This window comes from Pengzhenrongella sicca (assembly GCF_017569225.1).
GTDB lineage: Bacteria > Actinomycetota > Actinomycetes > Actinomycetales > Cellulomonadaceae > Pengzhenrongella > Pengzhenrongella sicca.
Genome location: NZ_CP071868.1, coordinates 827,786 through 841,934, shown reverse-complemented (window position 1 = coordinate 841,934; position 14,149 = coordinate 827,786). Strand labels below are relative to the sequence as shown.

12 protein-coding genes are annotated in these 14,149 nt (G+C 73.7%); 5 read left to right on the top strand and 7 right to left on the bottom strand.

Annotation, left to right across the window (positions count from 1 at the left end; genetic code table 11):
* The first annotated feature begins 22 nt into the window (after positions 1 to 22).
* On the top strand, positions 23 to 1,558 hold the full coding sequence (locus J4E96_RS03725; protein ID WP_227424448.1) for an MFS transporter: 1,536 nt from the start codon (positions 23 to 25) through the stop codon (positions 1,556 to 1,558).
* 16 nt (positions 1,559 to 1,574) lie between these two features.
* On the opposite strand, the gene J4E96_RS03720 is transcribed toward J4E96_RS03725, so the two are convergent.
* The 5 genes from J4E96_RS03720 to J4E96_RS03700 all read right to left on the bottom strand — a co-directional run bounded on the left by J4E96_RS03720 (position 1,575) and on the right by J4E96_RS03700 (position 8,822).
* Positions 1,575 to 3,140: a glycoside hydrolase family 43 protein gene (locus J4E96_RS03720; protein ID WP_227424447.1), complete on the bottom strand. Its 1,566-nt coding sequence runs from the start codon at positions 3,138 to 3,140 to the stop codon at positions 1,575 to 1,577.
* Positions 3,137 to 5,542 carry a beta-xylosidase/alpha-l-arabinosidase gene (locus J4E96_RS03715; RefSeq protein WP_227425651.1) on the bottom strand — a complete coding sequence of 802 codons (2,406 nt, stop codon included), beginning with the start codon at positions 5,540 to 5,542 and terminating at the stop codon, positions 3,137 to 3,139. The genes J4E96_RS03720 and J4E96_RS03715 overlap by 4 nt, the downstream gene beginning before the upstream one ends.
* An 80-nt stretch (positions 5,543 to 5,622) precedes the next feature.
* Positions 5,623 to 6,510, bottom strand: a complete 888-nt coding sequence (locus tag J4E96_RS03710) for a carbohydrate ABC transporter permease (RefSeq protein WP_227424446.1) — start codon at positions 6,508 to 6,510, stop codon at positions 5,623 to 5,625.
* Complete coding sequence (locus J4E96_RS03705) at positions 6,510 to 7,526, bottom strand: carbohydrate ABC transporter permease (RefSeq protein WP_227424445.1); 1,017 nt, start codon at positions 7,524 to 7,526, stop codon at positions 6,510 to 6,512. Before J4E96_RS03705 ends, J4E96_RS03710 begins: the two co-directional genes overlap by 1 nt.
* Positions 7,527 to 7,535: 9 nt before the next feature.
* Positions 7,536 to 8,822 (bottom strand): extracellular solute-binding protein, encoded by a 1,287-nt coding sequence (locus J4E96_RS03700; protein WP_227424444.1) that lies wholly within the window; start codon positions 8,820 to 8,822, stop codon positions 7,536 to 7,538.
* A gap of 197 nt (positions 8,823 to 9,019) precedes the next feature.
* On the opposite strand from J4E96_RS03700, the gene J4E96_RS03695 reads away from it, so the two are divergent.
* From J4E96_RS03695 to J4E96_RS03685, 3 genes are all read left to right on the top strand, one after another.
* Positions 9,020 to 10,018 carry a LacI family DNA-binding transcriptional regulator gene (locus J4E96_RS03695; RefSeq protein WP_227424443.1) on the top strand — a complete coding sequence of 333 codons (999 nt, stop codon included), beginning with the start codon at positions 9,020 to 9,022 and terminating at the stop codon, positions 10,016 to 10,018.
* Positions 10,019 to 10,108: 90 nt separating this feature from the next.
* Positions 10,109 to 11,134, top strand: a complete 1,026-nt coding sequence (locus J4E96_RS03690) for a PASTA domain-containing protein (RefSeq protein ID WP_227424442.1) — start codon at positions 10,109 to 10,111, stop codon at positions 11,132 to 11,134.
* Entirely contained in the window at positions 11,131 to 11,856 is a 726-nt protein-coding gene (locus J4E96_RS03685) for a hypothetical protein (RefSeq protein ID WP_227424441.1), read from the top strand. The genes J4E96_RS03690 and J4E96_RS03685 overlap by 4 nt, the downstream gene beginning before the upstream one ends.
* Here J4E96_RS03685 and J4E96_RS03680 read toward each other — a convergent pair.
* Together J4E96_RS03680 and J4E96_RS03675 are read right to left on the bottom strand one after the other, a co-directional pair.
* The gene (locus tag J4E96_RS03680; protein ID WP_227424440.1) at positions 11,808 to 12,722 is read right to left on the bottom strand and encodes a MurR/RpiR family transcriptional regulator; all 915 of its coding nucleotides are present in this window, start codon (positions 12,720 to 12,722) and stop codon (positions 11,808 to 11,810) included. The genes J4E96_RS03685 and J4E96_RS03680 overlap by 49 nt on opposite strands.
* Entirely contained in the window at positions 12,700 to 13,101 is a 402-nt protein-coding gene (locus tag J4E96_RS03675; RefSeq protein ID WP_227424439.1) for a winged helix-turn-helix transcriptional regulator, read from the bottom strand. Before J4E96_RS03675 ends, J4E96_RS03680 begins: the two co-directional genes overlap by 23 nt.
* An 89-nt stretch (positions 13,102 to 13,190) precedes the next feature.
* Between J4E96_RS03675 and J4E96_RS03670 the strand changes: the two genes are divergently transcribed.
* On the top strand, positions 13,191 to 14,093 hold the full coding sequence (locus J4E96_RS03670; protein WP_227424438.1) for an LLM class flavin-dependent oxidoreductase: 903 nt from the start codon (positions 13,191 to 13,193) through the stop codon (positions 14,091 to 14,093).
* Positions 14,094 to 14,149 lie beyond the last annotated feature (56 nt).

Sequence of the window (14,149 nt, the reverse complement as noted above, 5' to 3'; positions counted from 1 at the left end):
AAGCGAGACATTGGAGAAGGACATGACCGTGCACCCAGGCGTCGCGACCCCGTCGCTCCAGACCCCCGGCAGGCTGCGCGCCCTGCTCGTCGTGCTGTGCGCCGCGCTCGCGCTCGTGGTCGCGGGCAACTCGGCGCTGGCGATCGCGCTGCCCGACGTCGCGCGGGCGCTGGGCGCCGACCAGGGCGAGCTCACCTGGATCATCGACGCCTACGCCCTGACGTTCGCCGCGCTCCTGCTCCCGGCCGGGATCGCCGCCGATCGCGCGGGCCGCCGGAACCTGCTCATCGGCGGCCTGCTCGTGTTCGGCGGCGCCGGCATCGCCTCGGCCTTCGCGCCCGATCCCGCGTGGCTGATCGGGCTCCGCGCGCTGGCCGGCGTCGGCGCGGCCGCCGTCTTCCCGGTCACGCTGTCGGCGCTCGTCGACGCCTACCCCGAGAGCCGCCGCGGCTTCGCCGTCGCCGTGTGGTCCGGGGTCAGCGCCGCCGGGGCCGTCGCCGGCACGATCGTCGCGGGGCTGCTGCTCGAGGCCTTCTGGTGGGGCAGCATCCAGATCGCCTTCGGCGTCGCGGCGCTCGCGCTCGTGCCGGCGGTCGCCGTGCTGGTCGCCCAGCGGCGGGACCCGACCCTCTCGCTCGATCCCCTCGGGGCGGCCTGGGCCGTCGTGGCGCTCGCGGGGCTCGTCTACGGGGTGATCGAGGCGCCGCAGCGCGGCTGGGGCGATCCGACGACGATCGCCGCGCTCGGCGTCGGCGCCCTCGCCCTCGCGGGCTTCGTCCGGCACGAGCTCCGCAGCGCGGCGCCCGCCCTGGACGTGCGGCTGTTCCGCAACCGCGGGCTCGCGGCCGGGTCCCTGCTCGTGAGCCTGCAGTTCTTCGCCTCCCTCGCCCTGTTCGTGCTGGCCCCGCAGTACCTGCAGCTCGTCCGGGGCCTGTCGCCGCTGGAGGCGGCGCTCGCCCTGCTCGTGATCGGCCTCGGCGTCGGGGCCGGGACCGCGCTCGCCCCCAGTGCCCTGCGGCGGGTCGGCGCCCGGATCCCGGGGACCGGCGGCCTGCTCGCGATGGCCGCCGGGTTCGTCCTGCTCGCCGCGGCCCTCGGCCGGGCCGACGCCCCGGGGCAGCTCGCCTCGCCGTGGCTGCTCGCCGCCGGGCTGCTGGTCTTCGGCGCCGGCTTCGGCCTCGCGGTCACCCCGGGCACCGTGCTGATCCTCGAGGGGCTGCCGGCCGAGCGTCGCTCGGTGGCCAGCGCCGTCAACGACATCACCCGGGAGGTCGGCGGCGTGCTCGGCATCGCCGTCCTGTCGAGCGCCCTGATCAGCACCTACCGGGCCGAGATCGCGCCCGCCCTCGGCTCGATCCCCGCCGACGCCGCCGGTCCCACCAGCGCGGGCGCGGCGGCCGCGCTCGGCGTGGCGGCCGACCTCGGGGACCAGGGGGCCGCGCTGGCCGACGCCGCCCGCGCGGCCTTCGCGGCCGGCGTCGGCACCGCGCTGTGGCTCGGCGCCGCGATCCTCGCCGCCGCCGCGATCACCACCTGGTTCCTCGCGCCGCGCCGCTGAGGTCGGGTCGGGGCGGCTACGCCACGACGGGCAGGTACTCGACGCTGTCGACGTGCGCGATCGTCTGGGTGGGGCGCCCGTTGCTGGTCGCGTACACCCCGATCCACAGGCCCAGGAAGCCGCCGGTGGACACGCTGTCGAGCGCGCGGCCGTCGGCCACCGCGACGACGCCGGGCTCGGCGCCCCCGGTCGCGACCAGCAGCGCGTAGTCCTGCCCGCGGGCCTGCACCGTCAGGGTCACGGCGTCGCCCGCCTCGCCCGCGAGCGGCAGCTCGCCGAGCGTGATGTCGGCGCCGCCGCGGCGGTGCACCGCCACGGCCGTGCGCCCGTGCTCGCCGGTGCGGGTGACGAACAGCCGCACGTGGTCGTCCTCCGACTGGCGCACCGCGAGGCCGACCTCCTCGCCGGCCGCGAGGTCCACCCGGACCGTCGCGCGCACGTCCAGGTCGACGTGCTGCTGGCGCAGCGCGAGGTACGCCGGCGTGACCGGCTCGGCCAGCGTGCTCGGTCGCAGCGCCAGGTCCCACCCGTCGCCGCTCGGCGTCGCGAACTCGGACGCCAGCCGGCGCAGCGAGGTCCACCTCAGGTCGTCGGGGCGGACCACCCCGGACTCCCCGCCCTGCGCCGCGCCCGGGCGAGCGGCTCCCGCGAACGGGACCTCGACGTCGGCGGGGATCCGCCCGACGCCCGGGGCGAACACCGGCCAGCCGGCCTCCCAGACGACCGGCAGGAGGAACGTCTCCCGGCCGAGGTTGTAGTGGTAGCCGCCGTACGGGCGCATCGCGAGCAGCACCGCCCACCAGCTGCCGTCGGCCGCCTCGACGAGGTCCGCGTGCCCGGCGCCGATGACGTCGCTCCCGCGCCCGAGGTGGCGGTGCGTGAGGATCGGGTTGCCCTTGTTGCCCACGTACGGCCCGGTCACGGCGTCGGCGCGGGCGACGGAGACGGCGTGGTGGAACTCGGTGCCGGCCTCGGCCGCGAGGAGGTAGTAGGTGCCGCCCACCTTGTACAGGTGCGGGGCCTCGGCCCAGACGACGCCCAGCAGTGCCCCGTTCCAGATCACGTGCTCGGGGCCGACGAGCGCCTTCGTCGCCGGGTCGAGCTCGCGCACCCAGACCTGCGTCTGGTCATGCCACTGCGGCTCGCTGACCAGGCGCGTGCCGTGCACCCACACCCGGCCGTCGTCGTCGAAGAAGATCGACGGGTCGATACCGTCCACATCGAGCCAGACCGGATCGGACCACGGCCCCGCCGGGTCGGTCGCCGTCACGAGGAAGTTGCCGCCGCGCGTGGCGTCGGCCTGGTCGACCAGGGTGCAGACCAGCCAGAAGACGCCGTCGTGGTGGCGGAGCGTCGGGGCGTACAGCCCGCCCGAGGACGCGATCCCGTCGTAGTCGAGCTGGCCGGGCCGGTCGATGACGTGGCCGAGCTGCTCCCAGCTGATCAGGTCGACGCTGTGGAAGAGCGGCAGCCCCGGGAGGTACTCGAACGTCGACGTGACGAGGTAGAAGTCGTCGCCCACGCGGCAGATGCTCGGGTCCGGGTAGCAGCCCGGCAGGACCGGGTTGCGGACGGTCGTCACGACGCGATGACCTTGACCTCGACCGAGCGCCGGTCGTCGATCGTGACCTCGTGCACCTCTCCCGTGATCGTGACGACGGCGCGGGCCGTCGCCGTCCCCGGGATCGCGCGCCGCTCGGTCGCCCGGCCGTTCGAGATCACGCCGCCGGTCGACTCCTTCGCGCCTGTGCCGGTGGGCGAGGCCGCGGCGTGCGAGGCGACCCACACCTCCACCTCGCCGGGCTCGACGATCCGCACCATGCGGCGGTCGGAGAACGCGAACCGGGTCGTGGGGACCTCGAACGTGACGCGGCTCGACGCGCCGGGCTCGAGCTCGACCCGCGCGTAGCCGAGCAGCTGCACGACGGGCCGCGTGATCGTGGCGACGACGTCGTGCCCGTACAGCTGGACGGTGTCGGTGCCCGCGACGTCGCCCGTGTTGGTCACGGTCACGGCGGCGGTGAACGTGCCCCGGGACGTGACGGCCGCGTCCACCACGAGGTCCGCGTACGCGAACTGGGCGTACGACAGCCCGAACCCGAACGGGCGCTGCGGCGTCGAGTCGGTGGACGTCACGTCGGACGGCCCGCCGAGGATGGGGTGCAGGTAGGAGTACGGCTGCGAGCCAGTCGAGCGCGGCAGCGACACGGGCAGCCGACCGGACGGGTTGACGAGCCCGGTGACGACGTCCGCGACCGCGAGGCCGCCGCCCTCGCCCGGGAAGAACGCCTGCACGACCGCGCCCGGCCGCGCGCCCGCGCCGTCGAGCGCCCAGCCGAGCGCGTACGGGCGGCCGGTCAACGCCACGAGCACGACCGGGGTGCCGGTCGCGACCAGCGCCTCGACGAGCTGCCGCTGCACGCCCGGGAGCTCGAGCGACTCGGAGTCGTTGCCCTCCCCCACCGTGCCGCGGCCGAACAGGCCGGCCTGGTCGCCCACGACGACGACGGCGACGTCGCAGCCCTGGACGGCGTCGACGGCGGCGGCGAACCCGGACGTGTCGTCGCCCTCGACCGCGCAACCCGGTGCGAACACGAGCTCGGGCGCCGCGCCGGCGTACTCGGCGTCGAAGGCCGCGCCGAAGCCCTCGAGCACCGTCGGGATCTCGAAGCCCAGGGGCAGGTCGGGGTGGTGCGCGAGCACGTGGTTGGCGAAGGAGTAGCAGCCCATGAGCGCCTGCGCGCGGTGGGCGTTCGGGCCGACGACGGCGACCCGCGCCGGCGCGTCGGTCCACCGGTTCAACGGCAGCAGGCCGTCGTTCGAGAGCAGGATGACCGACTCGGCGGCGAGGCGCCGGGACAGCCCCTGGTGCAGCGGGGAGTTGAGGTCGATCGCCGCGGGCGGCTCGCCCTCGAACGCGTCGGGGTCGAGCAGCCCGAGCTCCTCCTTCTGCGCGAGCGCGCGCAGCACGGCCCGGTCGACGTACGCCTCGTCGAGCGCCCCCGCCCGGATCCGGTCGGCCAGCGGCTGCAGGTAGGCGTCCCCGGTCGGCAGCTCGACGTCGATGCCGGCCTCGAGCGCGAGGGCGGCGGCCTCGCCGCGGTCGGCCGCGATCGCGTGCATGACCTGCAGGAACGCGACCGCGAAGTAGTCGGCCACGACCACCCCGTCGAAGCCCCACCGCCCGCGCAGGATCGAGGTGAGGTACTCGGTGTTCGCGGCCATCGGCACGCCGTCGATGTCGGCGTAGGAGTTCATGACCGACCGGGCGCCGCCCTCGAGGATCGCCATCTCGAACGGCGGCAGGAAGACGTCGGCGATCTCGCGCGGGCCGGCGCTGACGGGCGCGTGGTTGCGCCCGGACTTGGACCCCGAGTAGCCGACGAAGTGCTTGAGCGTGGCGTGCACGCCCGCCTCCTGCAGCCCGCGGACGTAGGCCGTCCCGACGGTCGCGACCAGGTACGGGTCCTCGCCGATGCACTCGTCGACGCGCCCCCACCGCGGGTCCCGGATGACGTCGAGCACCGGGGCCAGGCCCTGGTGGATGCCGAGCTGGCGCATCGAGTCGCCGATCGCGAGCGCGGCGTCGTGCACCAGCTCAGGATCGAACGAGGCGCCCCACGCGAGCGGCGTCGGGTACGTCGCGGCCTGCCAGGCGGCGAGGCCCGTGAGGCACTCCTCGTGCACGAGCGCGGGGATGCCGAGCCTCGTCTCCCGCTTGAGCCGGCGCTGCTCCGTCCACAGCCAGGCCGCGCGCTCGGCGGGGTCGACGGGCCGAGTGCCGTACACCCGCGTGTAGTGCCCGACGCCGTGCCGCGTCACCTCGCTGAGCGCGCCGGACTCCGGCTGGCCGGCGGCCATCTCGGACTGCATCGGCGCGACGGTGCCGTTCTGGTCGAGCCAGTAGCCCACGAGCTGGGCCAGCTTCTCCTCGAGCGACATCTGCGCGTGGAGCGCGCGCACGCGTTCGGACACGTCGGGCATGGCGGTGACGGCGTCGACCACGGGGCAGTTCTCCTTCTTCGTGACGCTTGGGTGTCGTGCTGCGGACTACGGGCGCGCGCTCAGCCCTTGACCGCACCGCTCAGGCCGCCGACGATCCGGCGCTCGAACAGCGAGAAGAACACCAGCGCGGGAATCATCGACAGGGACGTGAACGCGAGCACCCGGGCGGTGTCCACGGAGTACTGCGACGCGAACGCCTGCACGCCGAGCGGGAGGGTGTACATCGTCTCGTTGTTGAGGATGAACAGCGGGAGCATGTAGCTGTTCCAGCTCGCGATGAACGCCAGGATGCCGACGGTCACGACCCCGGGGATCGACAGCGGGATCACCATCCGGAAGAAGAACCCGAGCCGGCTCGCGCCGTCGATCGCCGCGGCCTCCTCGAGCTCCTTGGGGATGGCCCGCAGGAACGGCACCAGGATGATGATCGTGACGGGGAGCGCGAAGGCGATCTGGGGCAGGATGATGCCGGCGAGGGTGTCGCTGAGGCCCAGGCCCCGGATCATGATGTACAGCGGGGTGATCGCGACGGTCATCGGGAACATCAGGCCGGCCGCGAACAGCGCGTACATCGCGCCGCGTCCCGAGAAGTTGTAGCGCGCGAGCACGTAGCTGGCCGCGACGCCGAGGACGACGACGCCGAGGGTCGTGAAGACGCCGCAGATCACCGAGTTGGCGACCTGGCGCCAGAAGATCGAGCTCTCCAGGACCTCGGAGTAGTTGACGAACTGCCACGTGGACGGCCATCCGGCCGGGTTCGTGGTGATCTCCGCGTTCGTCCGGAAACCGCCGATGATGATGTACAGCACCGGGCCGATGCAGATGCCCACCAGCGTGAACGCGATGAGGTAGGTGGCCCAGCTCGCGCGGCCCAGGCTGGGCCGCTTGCGGGTGCCCGCCAGGCGGGAAGTCGTCGGGCTCAGCGGCGGGGCGGTCGTGGTCGCCATCACTTCTTTCCTTCCGTGAGGGCACCCTCGGTGTCGCGCTTGAGCACGAACCGCTGGTAGGTGAGCGCGATGACGAGCGAGATGAGGAACAGCACGACCGCGACGGCGTTGCCGAAGCCGTAGTTCCCCGCGTTGCGACCGTTGACCACCATGTAGGTGGCCATCGTCGACGTCCCGGCCGTGGCCGCGACGTACTGGCCCCAGATGATGTAGACGAGGTCGAACAGCTGCAGCGCGCCGATCATCGACAGGAACGCCCAGATCCGGATCGTCGGGCCGAGCAGCGGCAGGGTGATGCGGCGCTGCGTCTGCCAGTAGGTGGCGCCGTCGATCGCCGCCGCCTCGAACAGCTCCTCCGGGATGGACTGCAGCCCGGCAAGGAAGAGGATCACGGCGAACCCGATGTACTTCCACGTGATGATGAGCATGAGCGACCAGATGGCGATGTTCGGGTCGGACAGCCAGTCGACGGTCCAGTCCGGCAGCCCCGCCTTGGTCAGCAGGTCGTTGACGGCGCCGTTGGTCTGGAGCATGAGGCTCCAGCCGGTGCCGACGATCACCTCCGACACGACGTACGGCACGAAGATCAGCACCCGTACGAGGGACCGGCCGCGCATCTTCTGGTTCAGCAGGAGCGCGAGCAGCACCGCCGCCGGGCCCTGCAGGACCAGGGACAGCACCACGATGACGGCGTTGTGCTGGAGCGCGTCCTGGAACGTGCTGTCCCGGAAGATCGTCAGGTAGTTCTCGAGCCCCACGAACTCGGTAGGAGGCCCGAAGCCCTTCCACTTGAAGAACCCGTAGTACGCGGCGAGCACGACCGGGAAGATCACGAAGGCGACGAACATGATGATCGCCGGCCCCGTCAGGAGCGCGATCTCGAAGCGTTTGCGCCAGTCCGGCCCGCTGGCCCGGCGGGCCGGGGACGGTGCCTTGCGGGCACCGTCCCCACCCGTCACGGACGCCTCGGGCGACGGCGAAACGGCGAGCTTGCCCTCGCCCAAGGTGTCACTCATGGTGAGCAGCTACTCCTTCGCGGCCGCGTCGACGACGCCCTGCACGATCGCGTCCGAGTCACCCTCGCCCGCGAGCAGGTTGACCACGCCGGCGTTCAGCGCGTTGCCGACGTTCTGGCCGTAGAGCGTGTCGAGCCACAGCGAGACGTAGGGCGCCTCGTTGTACGTCGCCAGCACGTCCTTGAGGGCCGGGTCGGTGACGACGGCCTGAGCGTCCTGGCTCGCGGGAAGCGTCTGGAAGGCCGTGGCGTAGGCCTCCTGGTTCTCCTGCGTCATGAGGAAGTTCAGGAACTCCGAGCACTCCGCCGGGGCGTCCTTCGAGCAGGACATGCCGTCGAGGCCGCCCATCATCGCGCCTTCGGCACCCTCGCCGCCGCTCACCGTCGGGAAGGGGAACCAGCCCAGGTCGGGCAGCGACTTCTCGTCCGGCGTCAGGGACGCGATGACTCCCGGGTCCCAGGCACCCATGAGCTCCATGGCCGCCTGGTGGTTGGCCAGGAGTCCGGCCGACGAGCCCGCGCCCTGCTGGGCGGAGGTGGTCAGGAAGCCCTCGTTGAACGGCTCCGTCGCGGAGAACGCCGCGAGGTCGTCGCCCGCCTTCGTCCAGCACGGGTCGTCGAACGTCATCTCGGCCGTGGCCGCGTCCAGGGTCTCCTGCGAGCAGGCGCGCAGCGCGAAGAAGTAGTACCAGTGCGCGGCGGGCCACGCGTCCTTGGCGCCGAGCGCGATCGGGGCGATGTCGGCGGCCTTGAGCTGCTCCACCACGGCCTCGAGGTCCTCGATCGTCGTGGGCAGCTCGGTGATGCCGGCCTGCGCGAACAGGTCCTTGCTGTAGTAGATGCCGCCGGGGAGGATCGACATCGGCATGCCGTAGACCTCGTCGTCGATGGTGAAGGCGCTGAACGCCGCGTCGCCGACCGCCGTGCGCGTCGCGTCGTCGATCGTCAGCGGCTGCGCCTGACCGGCCTCGACGACGGCGTTCAGCTTGCCGCCCCCGCGCGCCATGAACAGGTCGGGCGCATCGCCCGAGTTCAGGGCGGTCTGGAGCTTGCCGTCCATGTCCTCGTTCTGGATCGCCTGGAGCTTGATGGTCACGCCCGCGTTCTCGGCTGCGAAGGCGCTGACCATGTCTTCCCAGTACGCCTTGCCGGGACCGGTGGTGGAGTTGTGCCAGAGGGTCATCTCGACGTCGCCGCTGGCGGAACCGCCGTCGTCGCCGCCGCCGCCACAGGCCGTCAGGCCCGCCGCACCCATCACCATGGCGGCAGAGACCGCCAGGAGTTTCCTAGCCTTCATGAGATCTGTCCTCTTCGTCGAGTTGCAGAATGAAAGGTGCCCCAGATCGGGACGAACCACGGACCGCTACGACCACCGGCTCTCGCGCACTGAACTCCTGGTCGTCGTCGACAGGGGTAAGCAAGCGCCACTCTGGCAGAGCGATGCGCGCGCGTCAATCGATATCGATAACGTTTTCCTCACGCTACGCTTGGACCATGGCCCGACGAGCGACGATCACCGACGTCGCCCTCGCTGCGGGCGTCTCCGTGTCCACGGTCTCCAAGGTCATCAACGGCCGGTACGGCATCGCCGTCGCCACGTCGACGCGGGTGCGCGAGGTCGTGCGGGAGCTGAACTTCGAGCCGAGCCTGGTCGCGCGCAGCATGCGCTCGCACCGCACGCACGTCATCGGCGTGCTCGTGGCCGAGTTCGAGCCGTTCAGCGCCGAGATCCTCAAGGGCACCGCGGCCGCGCTCGCCGACACCGACTACGAGCTGCTCGCCTACACCGGCAGCCGGCAGAGCCGCGGCGCCGGCTGGGAGCGGCGCTCGCTGTCCCGCCTGAGCGGCACCCTGATCGACGGCGCGCTCATCGTGACGCCGTCGGTCGTCGACGCCGACCCGGGGGTGCCGCTCGTGTCGATCGACCCGCACGCCGGCCCGGCCGGGCTGCCCATGGTCGACTCCGACAGCTTCACCGGCGCGTTCCTCGCGACGACGCACCTGATCGAGCTGGGCCACCGGCGCATCGGCTTCATGGCCGGGCGCGCCGACCTGGAGTCCGCGCGCCTGCGCGAGGCGGGGTTCCGGCACGCGCTCGCCGAGGCCGGGATCGCGGCCGACCCCGAGCTCATCCGGGTCGGCGACTACCGCAGGGACTCCGTGCGCGCGCCCGCCGCGGCGCTGCTGTCCCTCCCCGACCGGCCGACGGCGATCTTCGCCGCCAACGACCTGTCCGCGATGGGCACGATGGACGTGGCCCGGGAGCTCGGCCTCGACGTGCCGGGAGACCTGTCGGTCGCGGGATTCGACGACGTGCCCGAGTCCAGCCGCACCACTCCCCCGCTCACGACCGTGCACCAGCCGCTGCAGGAGATGGGCGCGGCGGGCATCACGATGCTCCTCGCCCTCATGGACGGCACCCCCGTCGAGCAGACCCACATCCGCCTGCCGACGTCGCTCGTCGTCCGCGGCTCGACGAGCCCTCCGCGCTGACGGGCGTGTCTCTAGCGACGGGCGTATCTCGAAGGACTCTGCGGGCTCCTGTGCGGTACCCATCGGGGCCGAACCTCGCGGAGGCCAGCCATGCATCGACTGAATTCGGCGCTGCGCATCGCTGCCGCGGTCGCGCTCGGCGGGCTGACCTGGTCGCTGCCGGCGGTGACGACCGACCCCGCCCCCGCGCTCGATCCGCAGCGCACCCTCGCCGGCCGCGACCTCCTGGTGACGGGCACGGGGTTCCCCGCGAGCGACCCGGTCGAGCCGGTGGACTGCGCCCTGACGGCGACCGGCCCAGGGTTCGACGGCTCCTGCCTGGTCGACGCCGCGGGTGAGCTGACGGGCACGCTCGTCATCCCCGCGGACGCGAAGCCGGGCGTCTACACCGTCACCGCGCGCGCCAACGGGGGCTCCGCCTCGGCGCCGGTGGAGGTGCTCGCGGGGGTCGAGGTGCCGAACCTGATCGGCGGCACGCTGGCGGAGGCCCAGCGCGCGCTGACTGCGGTCGAGCTCTCGCTCGGCGGCCCGACGTCGGGCGACGGCACGGTGGTGGACCAGGACCCGGCTCCCGGGAGAACGGTCGAGCCGGGCAGCACGGTCGACGTGACCCTCGCGCCCATCGTCGAGACGCTCGTTCGGGTCCCGGACCTGCGCGGCCTGAGCATCACCGCGGCCCGCGCGGCCCTGACCGAGGCCGGGTTGGTCCTCGGCGACGCGTCGGCGGACCCGCAGGACGTCGTCGACGGCCAGGCGCCGACGCCCGGGGAGAGCGTGGCGGCGGGAACCGTCGTGAGCGTCGAGGTGGCCGTGGCCGGCGACGAGACCGCGCCGACGCCGTGGCTGCTGGTCGGCGCCCTCACGCTCGTCGCCGTCGTCGCCGTCGTCGCCGTCGTCGCCGCGACGGCCGCGGCCCGCGCGTCGCGCCCGCGCCCGCGGCGGCCGGACCCGGTCCAGCCGCGGCTCGAGCTGCACCCGCACCCCGACACCGCCGTGGCGCCCCGGGTCGTCGCGCACGACGACCGGCCCCTGCCCGAGCTGCGTCTCGAGCCCCACGCCGACCACCGCGTCGACCCGGCCCACACCGACCCCACCCGCACCGAGGTGTCCCGATGAACCAGCTCTCTGCCCCTGACCAGCTCTCTGCCCCGGATCAGCTGTCTGCCCGCGACCTGCTCCTCGACGGCGATCCCGCCGCCGACCTGGCGCGCTGCCTCGCGCAGTCGGGCGCGCTCGCCGCCGCCCACGACCAGTTGGCGACGGTCGGCGACGGCGTCTGGGCCGGCGCGCAGCGGGAGCTGGCGAGCATGGCCACCGACTTCCTCGACCTCGACGTCGCGTCGGTCGCCGTCGCCGGCTTCCGCAAGCACCGCGAGCTGGTCGACGCCGCCCGGCGCACGCGCGGCACGCCCGAGTCCGCCGTGGTCCCGCTCGGCACGCGCGACTTCACCGTCACCCAGCGCCCCCGCATCGACCTGGTGCTCGGCGGCGCGACGATCGGCGCCGTCCAGTTCGAGCTCACGGTCGCGGTGAAGGTCGTCGGCGTCGCGGGCGTCGTCCGCGACGGCGCGCTGGTGGCGCTCGAGGGCGGCCGGTGCGAGACGACCGCGAAGTTCAGCGCGGCCGGCGTGCTGCTGCGGGAGAAGACCGTCGCGCTCGACCCGCACCGCACCCTCACGCTCGGTCGGCCGATCCCGCTGGGCGGCGGGAGCCCGGATGACCCGCCGGTCCGCCGGTCCACCCGCGATGCCGCTAACCGCCAAGCCCCCGCCCGCTATGCCCCTACCCGCTATGCGCCCGCCGGCCGGGCGCGCCCGGACCGGGACACGGCGTCGTAGGTGCGCTGGAGCGCGGCCCGCGCGTCGGGCACCCGCTGCGCCACGCCGATGAAGATCGCGTCGACGACCAGCAGCTGCCCGGTCCGGCTGGCCATCGCGGCCGAGCGGAACCCGAACTCCCGGCCGGCTGTGACCAGCACGTGGTCGGCGTGCCGGCCGAGCGCCGACCGGCGGGTGCCGGTGATCGCGACCGTGGTCGCGCCCGCGCCGCGCGCGGCGGCGAGCGGCTTCAGCGTGCCGGGGTTGGACCCGCCGTGGGACACGCCGATCGCCACGTCGCCCGCGGCGAGCAGGCTCGCGCTGACGAGCGCGGCGTCGTGCTCGGTGTGCGCGCGGCAGTCCAGGCCGATCCGGGTGAGCTTCTGCATCAGGTCCAGGGCGACCAGGCCCGAGGCGCTGATGCCGTACACGTCCACGCGCCGGGCGGCGGCGACGAGCGCGACCACCCGGTCGAGCGCGGCCGGGTCGATCAGCTCGGCGGTCTCGCGCAGCTGCTGCGACTCGAAGGCCGCGAGCTTCGCGAGCACGGCGGCGCCGGTGTCGGACTCGGTGATCTGGGCGCCGAGCGGGACGGTCGCGGCCGGGTGCGAGCCGCCGTGGGCCGCGAGCGCGAGCCGGAGCTGGGGGTAGCCCTCGAACCCGAGGCTGCGCGCGGCCCGCACGACGGTCGCGACGCTCGTCGAGGCGAGGGTGGCGAGCTGATCGACCGTGAGCGCCGCGGCGGCGGGCGGGTCCGCCTGCACGATCGCGGCCACCCGGGACTGCGCCGGCGACAGGTGCGGCAGCACGGCGCGGACGCGGTCGACGACGTCGGTCGGGACCCGGACCTCGGGTGCGGTGCGGCTACGGCTGCGCCGGTCGGACATGACGGCTCGATTCGTGGGTGGGCGGACGGGACGGGGTGCACGCGCTGGAGCCGGCCTCGGCCCAGCGCGCACCGTAGGCCACGAGCGGCCGCAGCGATCCCATGAGGTCGTCGCCGCGCGGGCTCAACGAGTACCGCACCTGCACGGGCGTCGTGGCGATGACCTGCCGCTCGACGAGGCCCGCGAGCTCGAGCTCCTTGAGCCGCTGCGCGAGCAGGCGGTCGGAGACCCCGGGCACGGTGGCCCGGATCTCGGAGAACCGCGCGGCCCCGCGGGCGACCGCCAGCAGGATCCCGGGGCTCCACCGCTTGCCGACGAGCTCGAGGGAGGCGGTGAACAGCCGACCACTGCCGGCGTCGACACGCTCCCACTCCCGCACTTACCAATAGTGAGTCACTTACGACCCACTGGCAAGGCCGGACCGGGCTGGCAGGGTGGGCGGCATCGGAGCGAAGGGAGCCGCGACGCATGCCCGACTACGGCCACGACCTGCTGTTCGGCACGTTCATCACGCCCGTCAACGCCCCGGCGCACCGCGCGGTTGACCTCGCGATCGTCGCGGACCGCGCCGGCCTCGACCTCGCCACGTTCCAAGACCACCCGTACCAGCCGCGGTTCCACGACACCTGGACGCTGCTCGCGTACGCCGCGGCCCGCACCGAGCGCATCCACCTCAGCCCGAACGTGCTCAACCTGCCCCTGCGCCAGCCCGCGGTCGTCGCCCGCAGTGCCGCGAGCCTGGACCTGCTCAGCGGCGGCCGGATCGAGCTCGGCCTCGGCGCGGGCGGGTTCTGGGACGCGATCGAGGCGATGGGCGGACGGCGGCTGACCCCCGGCCAGTCGATCGAGGCCCTCGAGGAGGCGATCGCGATCATCCGGGGCATCTGGGCGGCCGACGTGCGCGGCGGGGTACGCGTGCCCGGCACCCACTACCGGGTCGAGGGCGCCAAGCGCGGGCCGGCCCCCGCGCACGGCATCGGGATCTGGGTGGGTGCCTACCGGCCGCGCATCCTGCGGATGACGGGGCGCGTCGCGGACGGGTGGCTGCCGTCGCTCGGGTACCTGCCCGGCGGCGTCGCGGACCTCCACGCGCTGAACACGCACGTCGACGACGGCGCCGCGGCCGCCGGGCGCGACCCGGCTGCGGTGCGCCGGCTGCTCAACATCGCGGGGCGGTTCTCGGCCGCCGGCGGCGGCCTCCTCGTCGGCCCGCCCGCCCAGTGGGCGGACGAGCTCGCCGAGATCGCGCTGCGGTACGGCGCCTCGGGCTTCATCGTCGCGGCCGACGACCCGGCCACGATCGAGGCCTTCGCGGGCGAGGTCGCGCCGGCCGTGCGCGAGCTGGTCGCGGCGGAGCGCGGCGGCGCGTGACGACCGGGCCGTGACGACCGGGCCGCGGTGACCGCGGCGACCTGGCCGCGCGCCGT

Bases quoted from the DNA above. Each gene is read 5' to 3' on its own strand.
- J4E96_RS03690 (WP_227424442.1), top strand. From the start codon at position 10,109: ATGCATCGACTGAATTCGGCGCTGCGCATCGCTGCCGCGGTCGCGCTC.
- J4E96_RS03725 (WP_227424448.1), top strand. From the start codon at position 23: ATGACCGTGCACCCAGGCGTCGCGACCCCGTCGCTCCAGACCCCCGGC.
- J4E96_RS03685 (WP_227424441.1), top strand. From the start codon at position 11,131: ATGAACCAGCTCTCTGCCCCTGACCAGCTCTCTGCCCCGGATCAGCTG.
- J4E96_RS03710 (WP_227424446.1), bottom strand. From the start codon at position 6,510: ATGGCGACCACGACCGCCCCGCCGCTGAGCCCGACGACTTCCCGCCTG.
- J4E96_RS03705 (WP_227424445.1), bottom strand. From the start codon at position 7,526: ATGAGTGACACCTTGGGCGAGGGCAAGCTCGCCGTTTCGCCGTCGCCC.
- J4E96_RS03700 (WP_227424444.1), bottom strand. From the start codon at position 8,822: ATGAAGGCTAGGAAACTCCTGGCGGTCTCTGCCGCCATGGTGATGGGT.
- J4E96_RS03670 (WP_227424438.1), top strand. From the start codon at position 13,191: ATGCCCGACTACGGCCACGACCTGCTGTTCGGCACGTTCATCACGCCC.
- J4E96_RS03695 (WP_227424443.1), top strand. From the start codon at position 9,020: ATGGCCCGACGAGCGACGATCACCGACGTCGCCCTCGCTGCGGGCGTC.
- J4E96_RS03715 (WP_227425651.1), bottom strand. From the start codon at position 5,542: ATGCCCGACGTGTCCGAACGCGTGCGCGCGCTCCACGCGCAGATGTCG.
- J4E96_RS03680 (WP_227424440.1), bottom strand. From the start codon at position 12,722: ATGTCCGACCGGCGCAGCCGTAGCCGCACCGCACCCGAGGTCCGGGTC.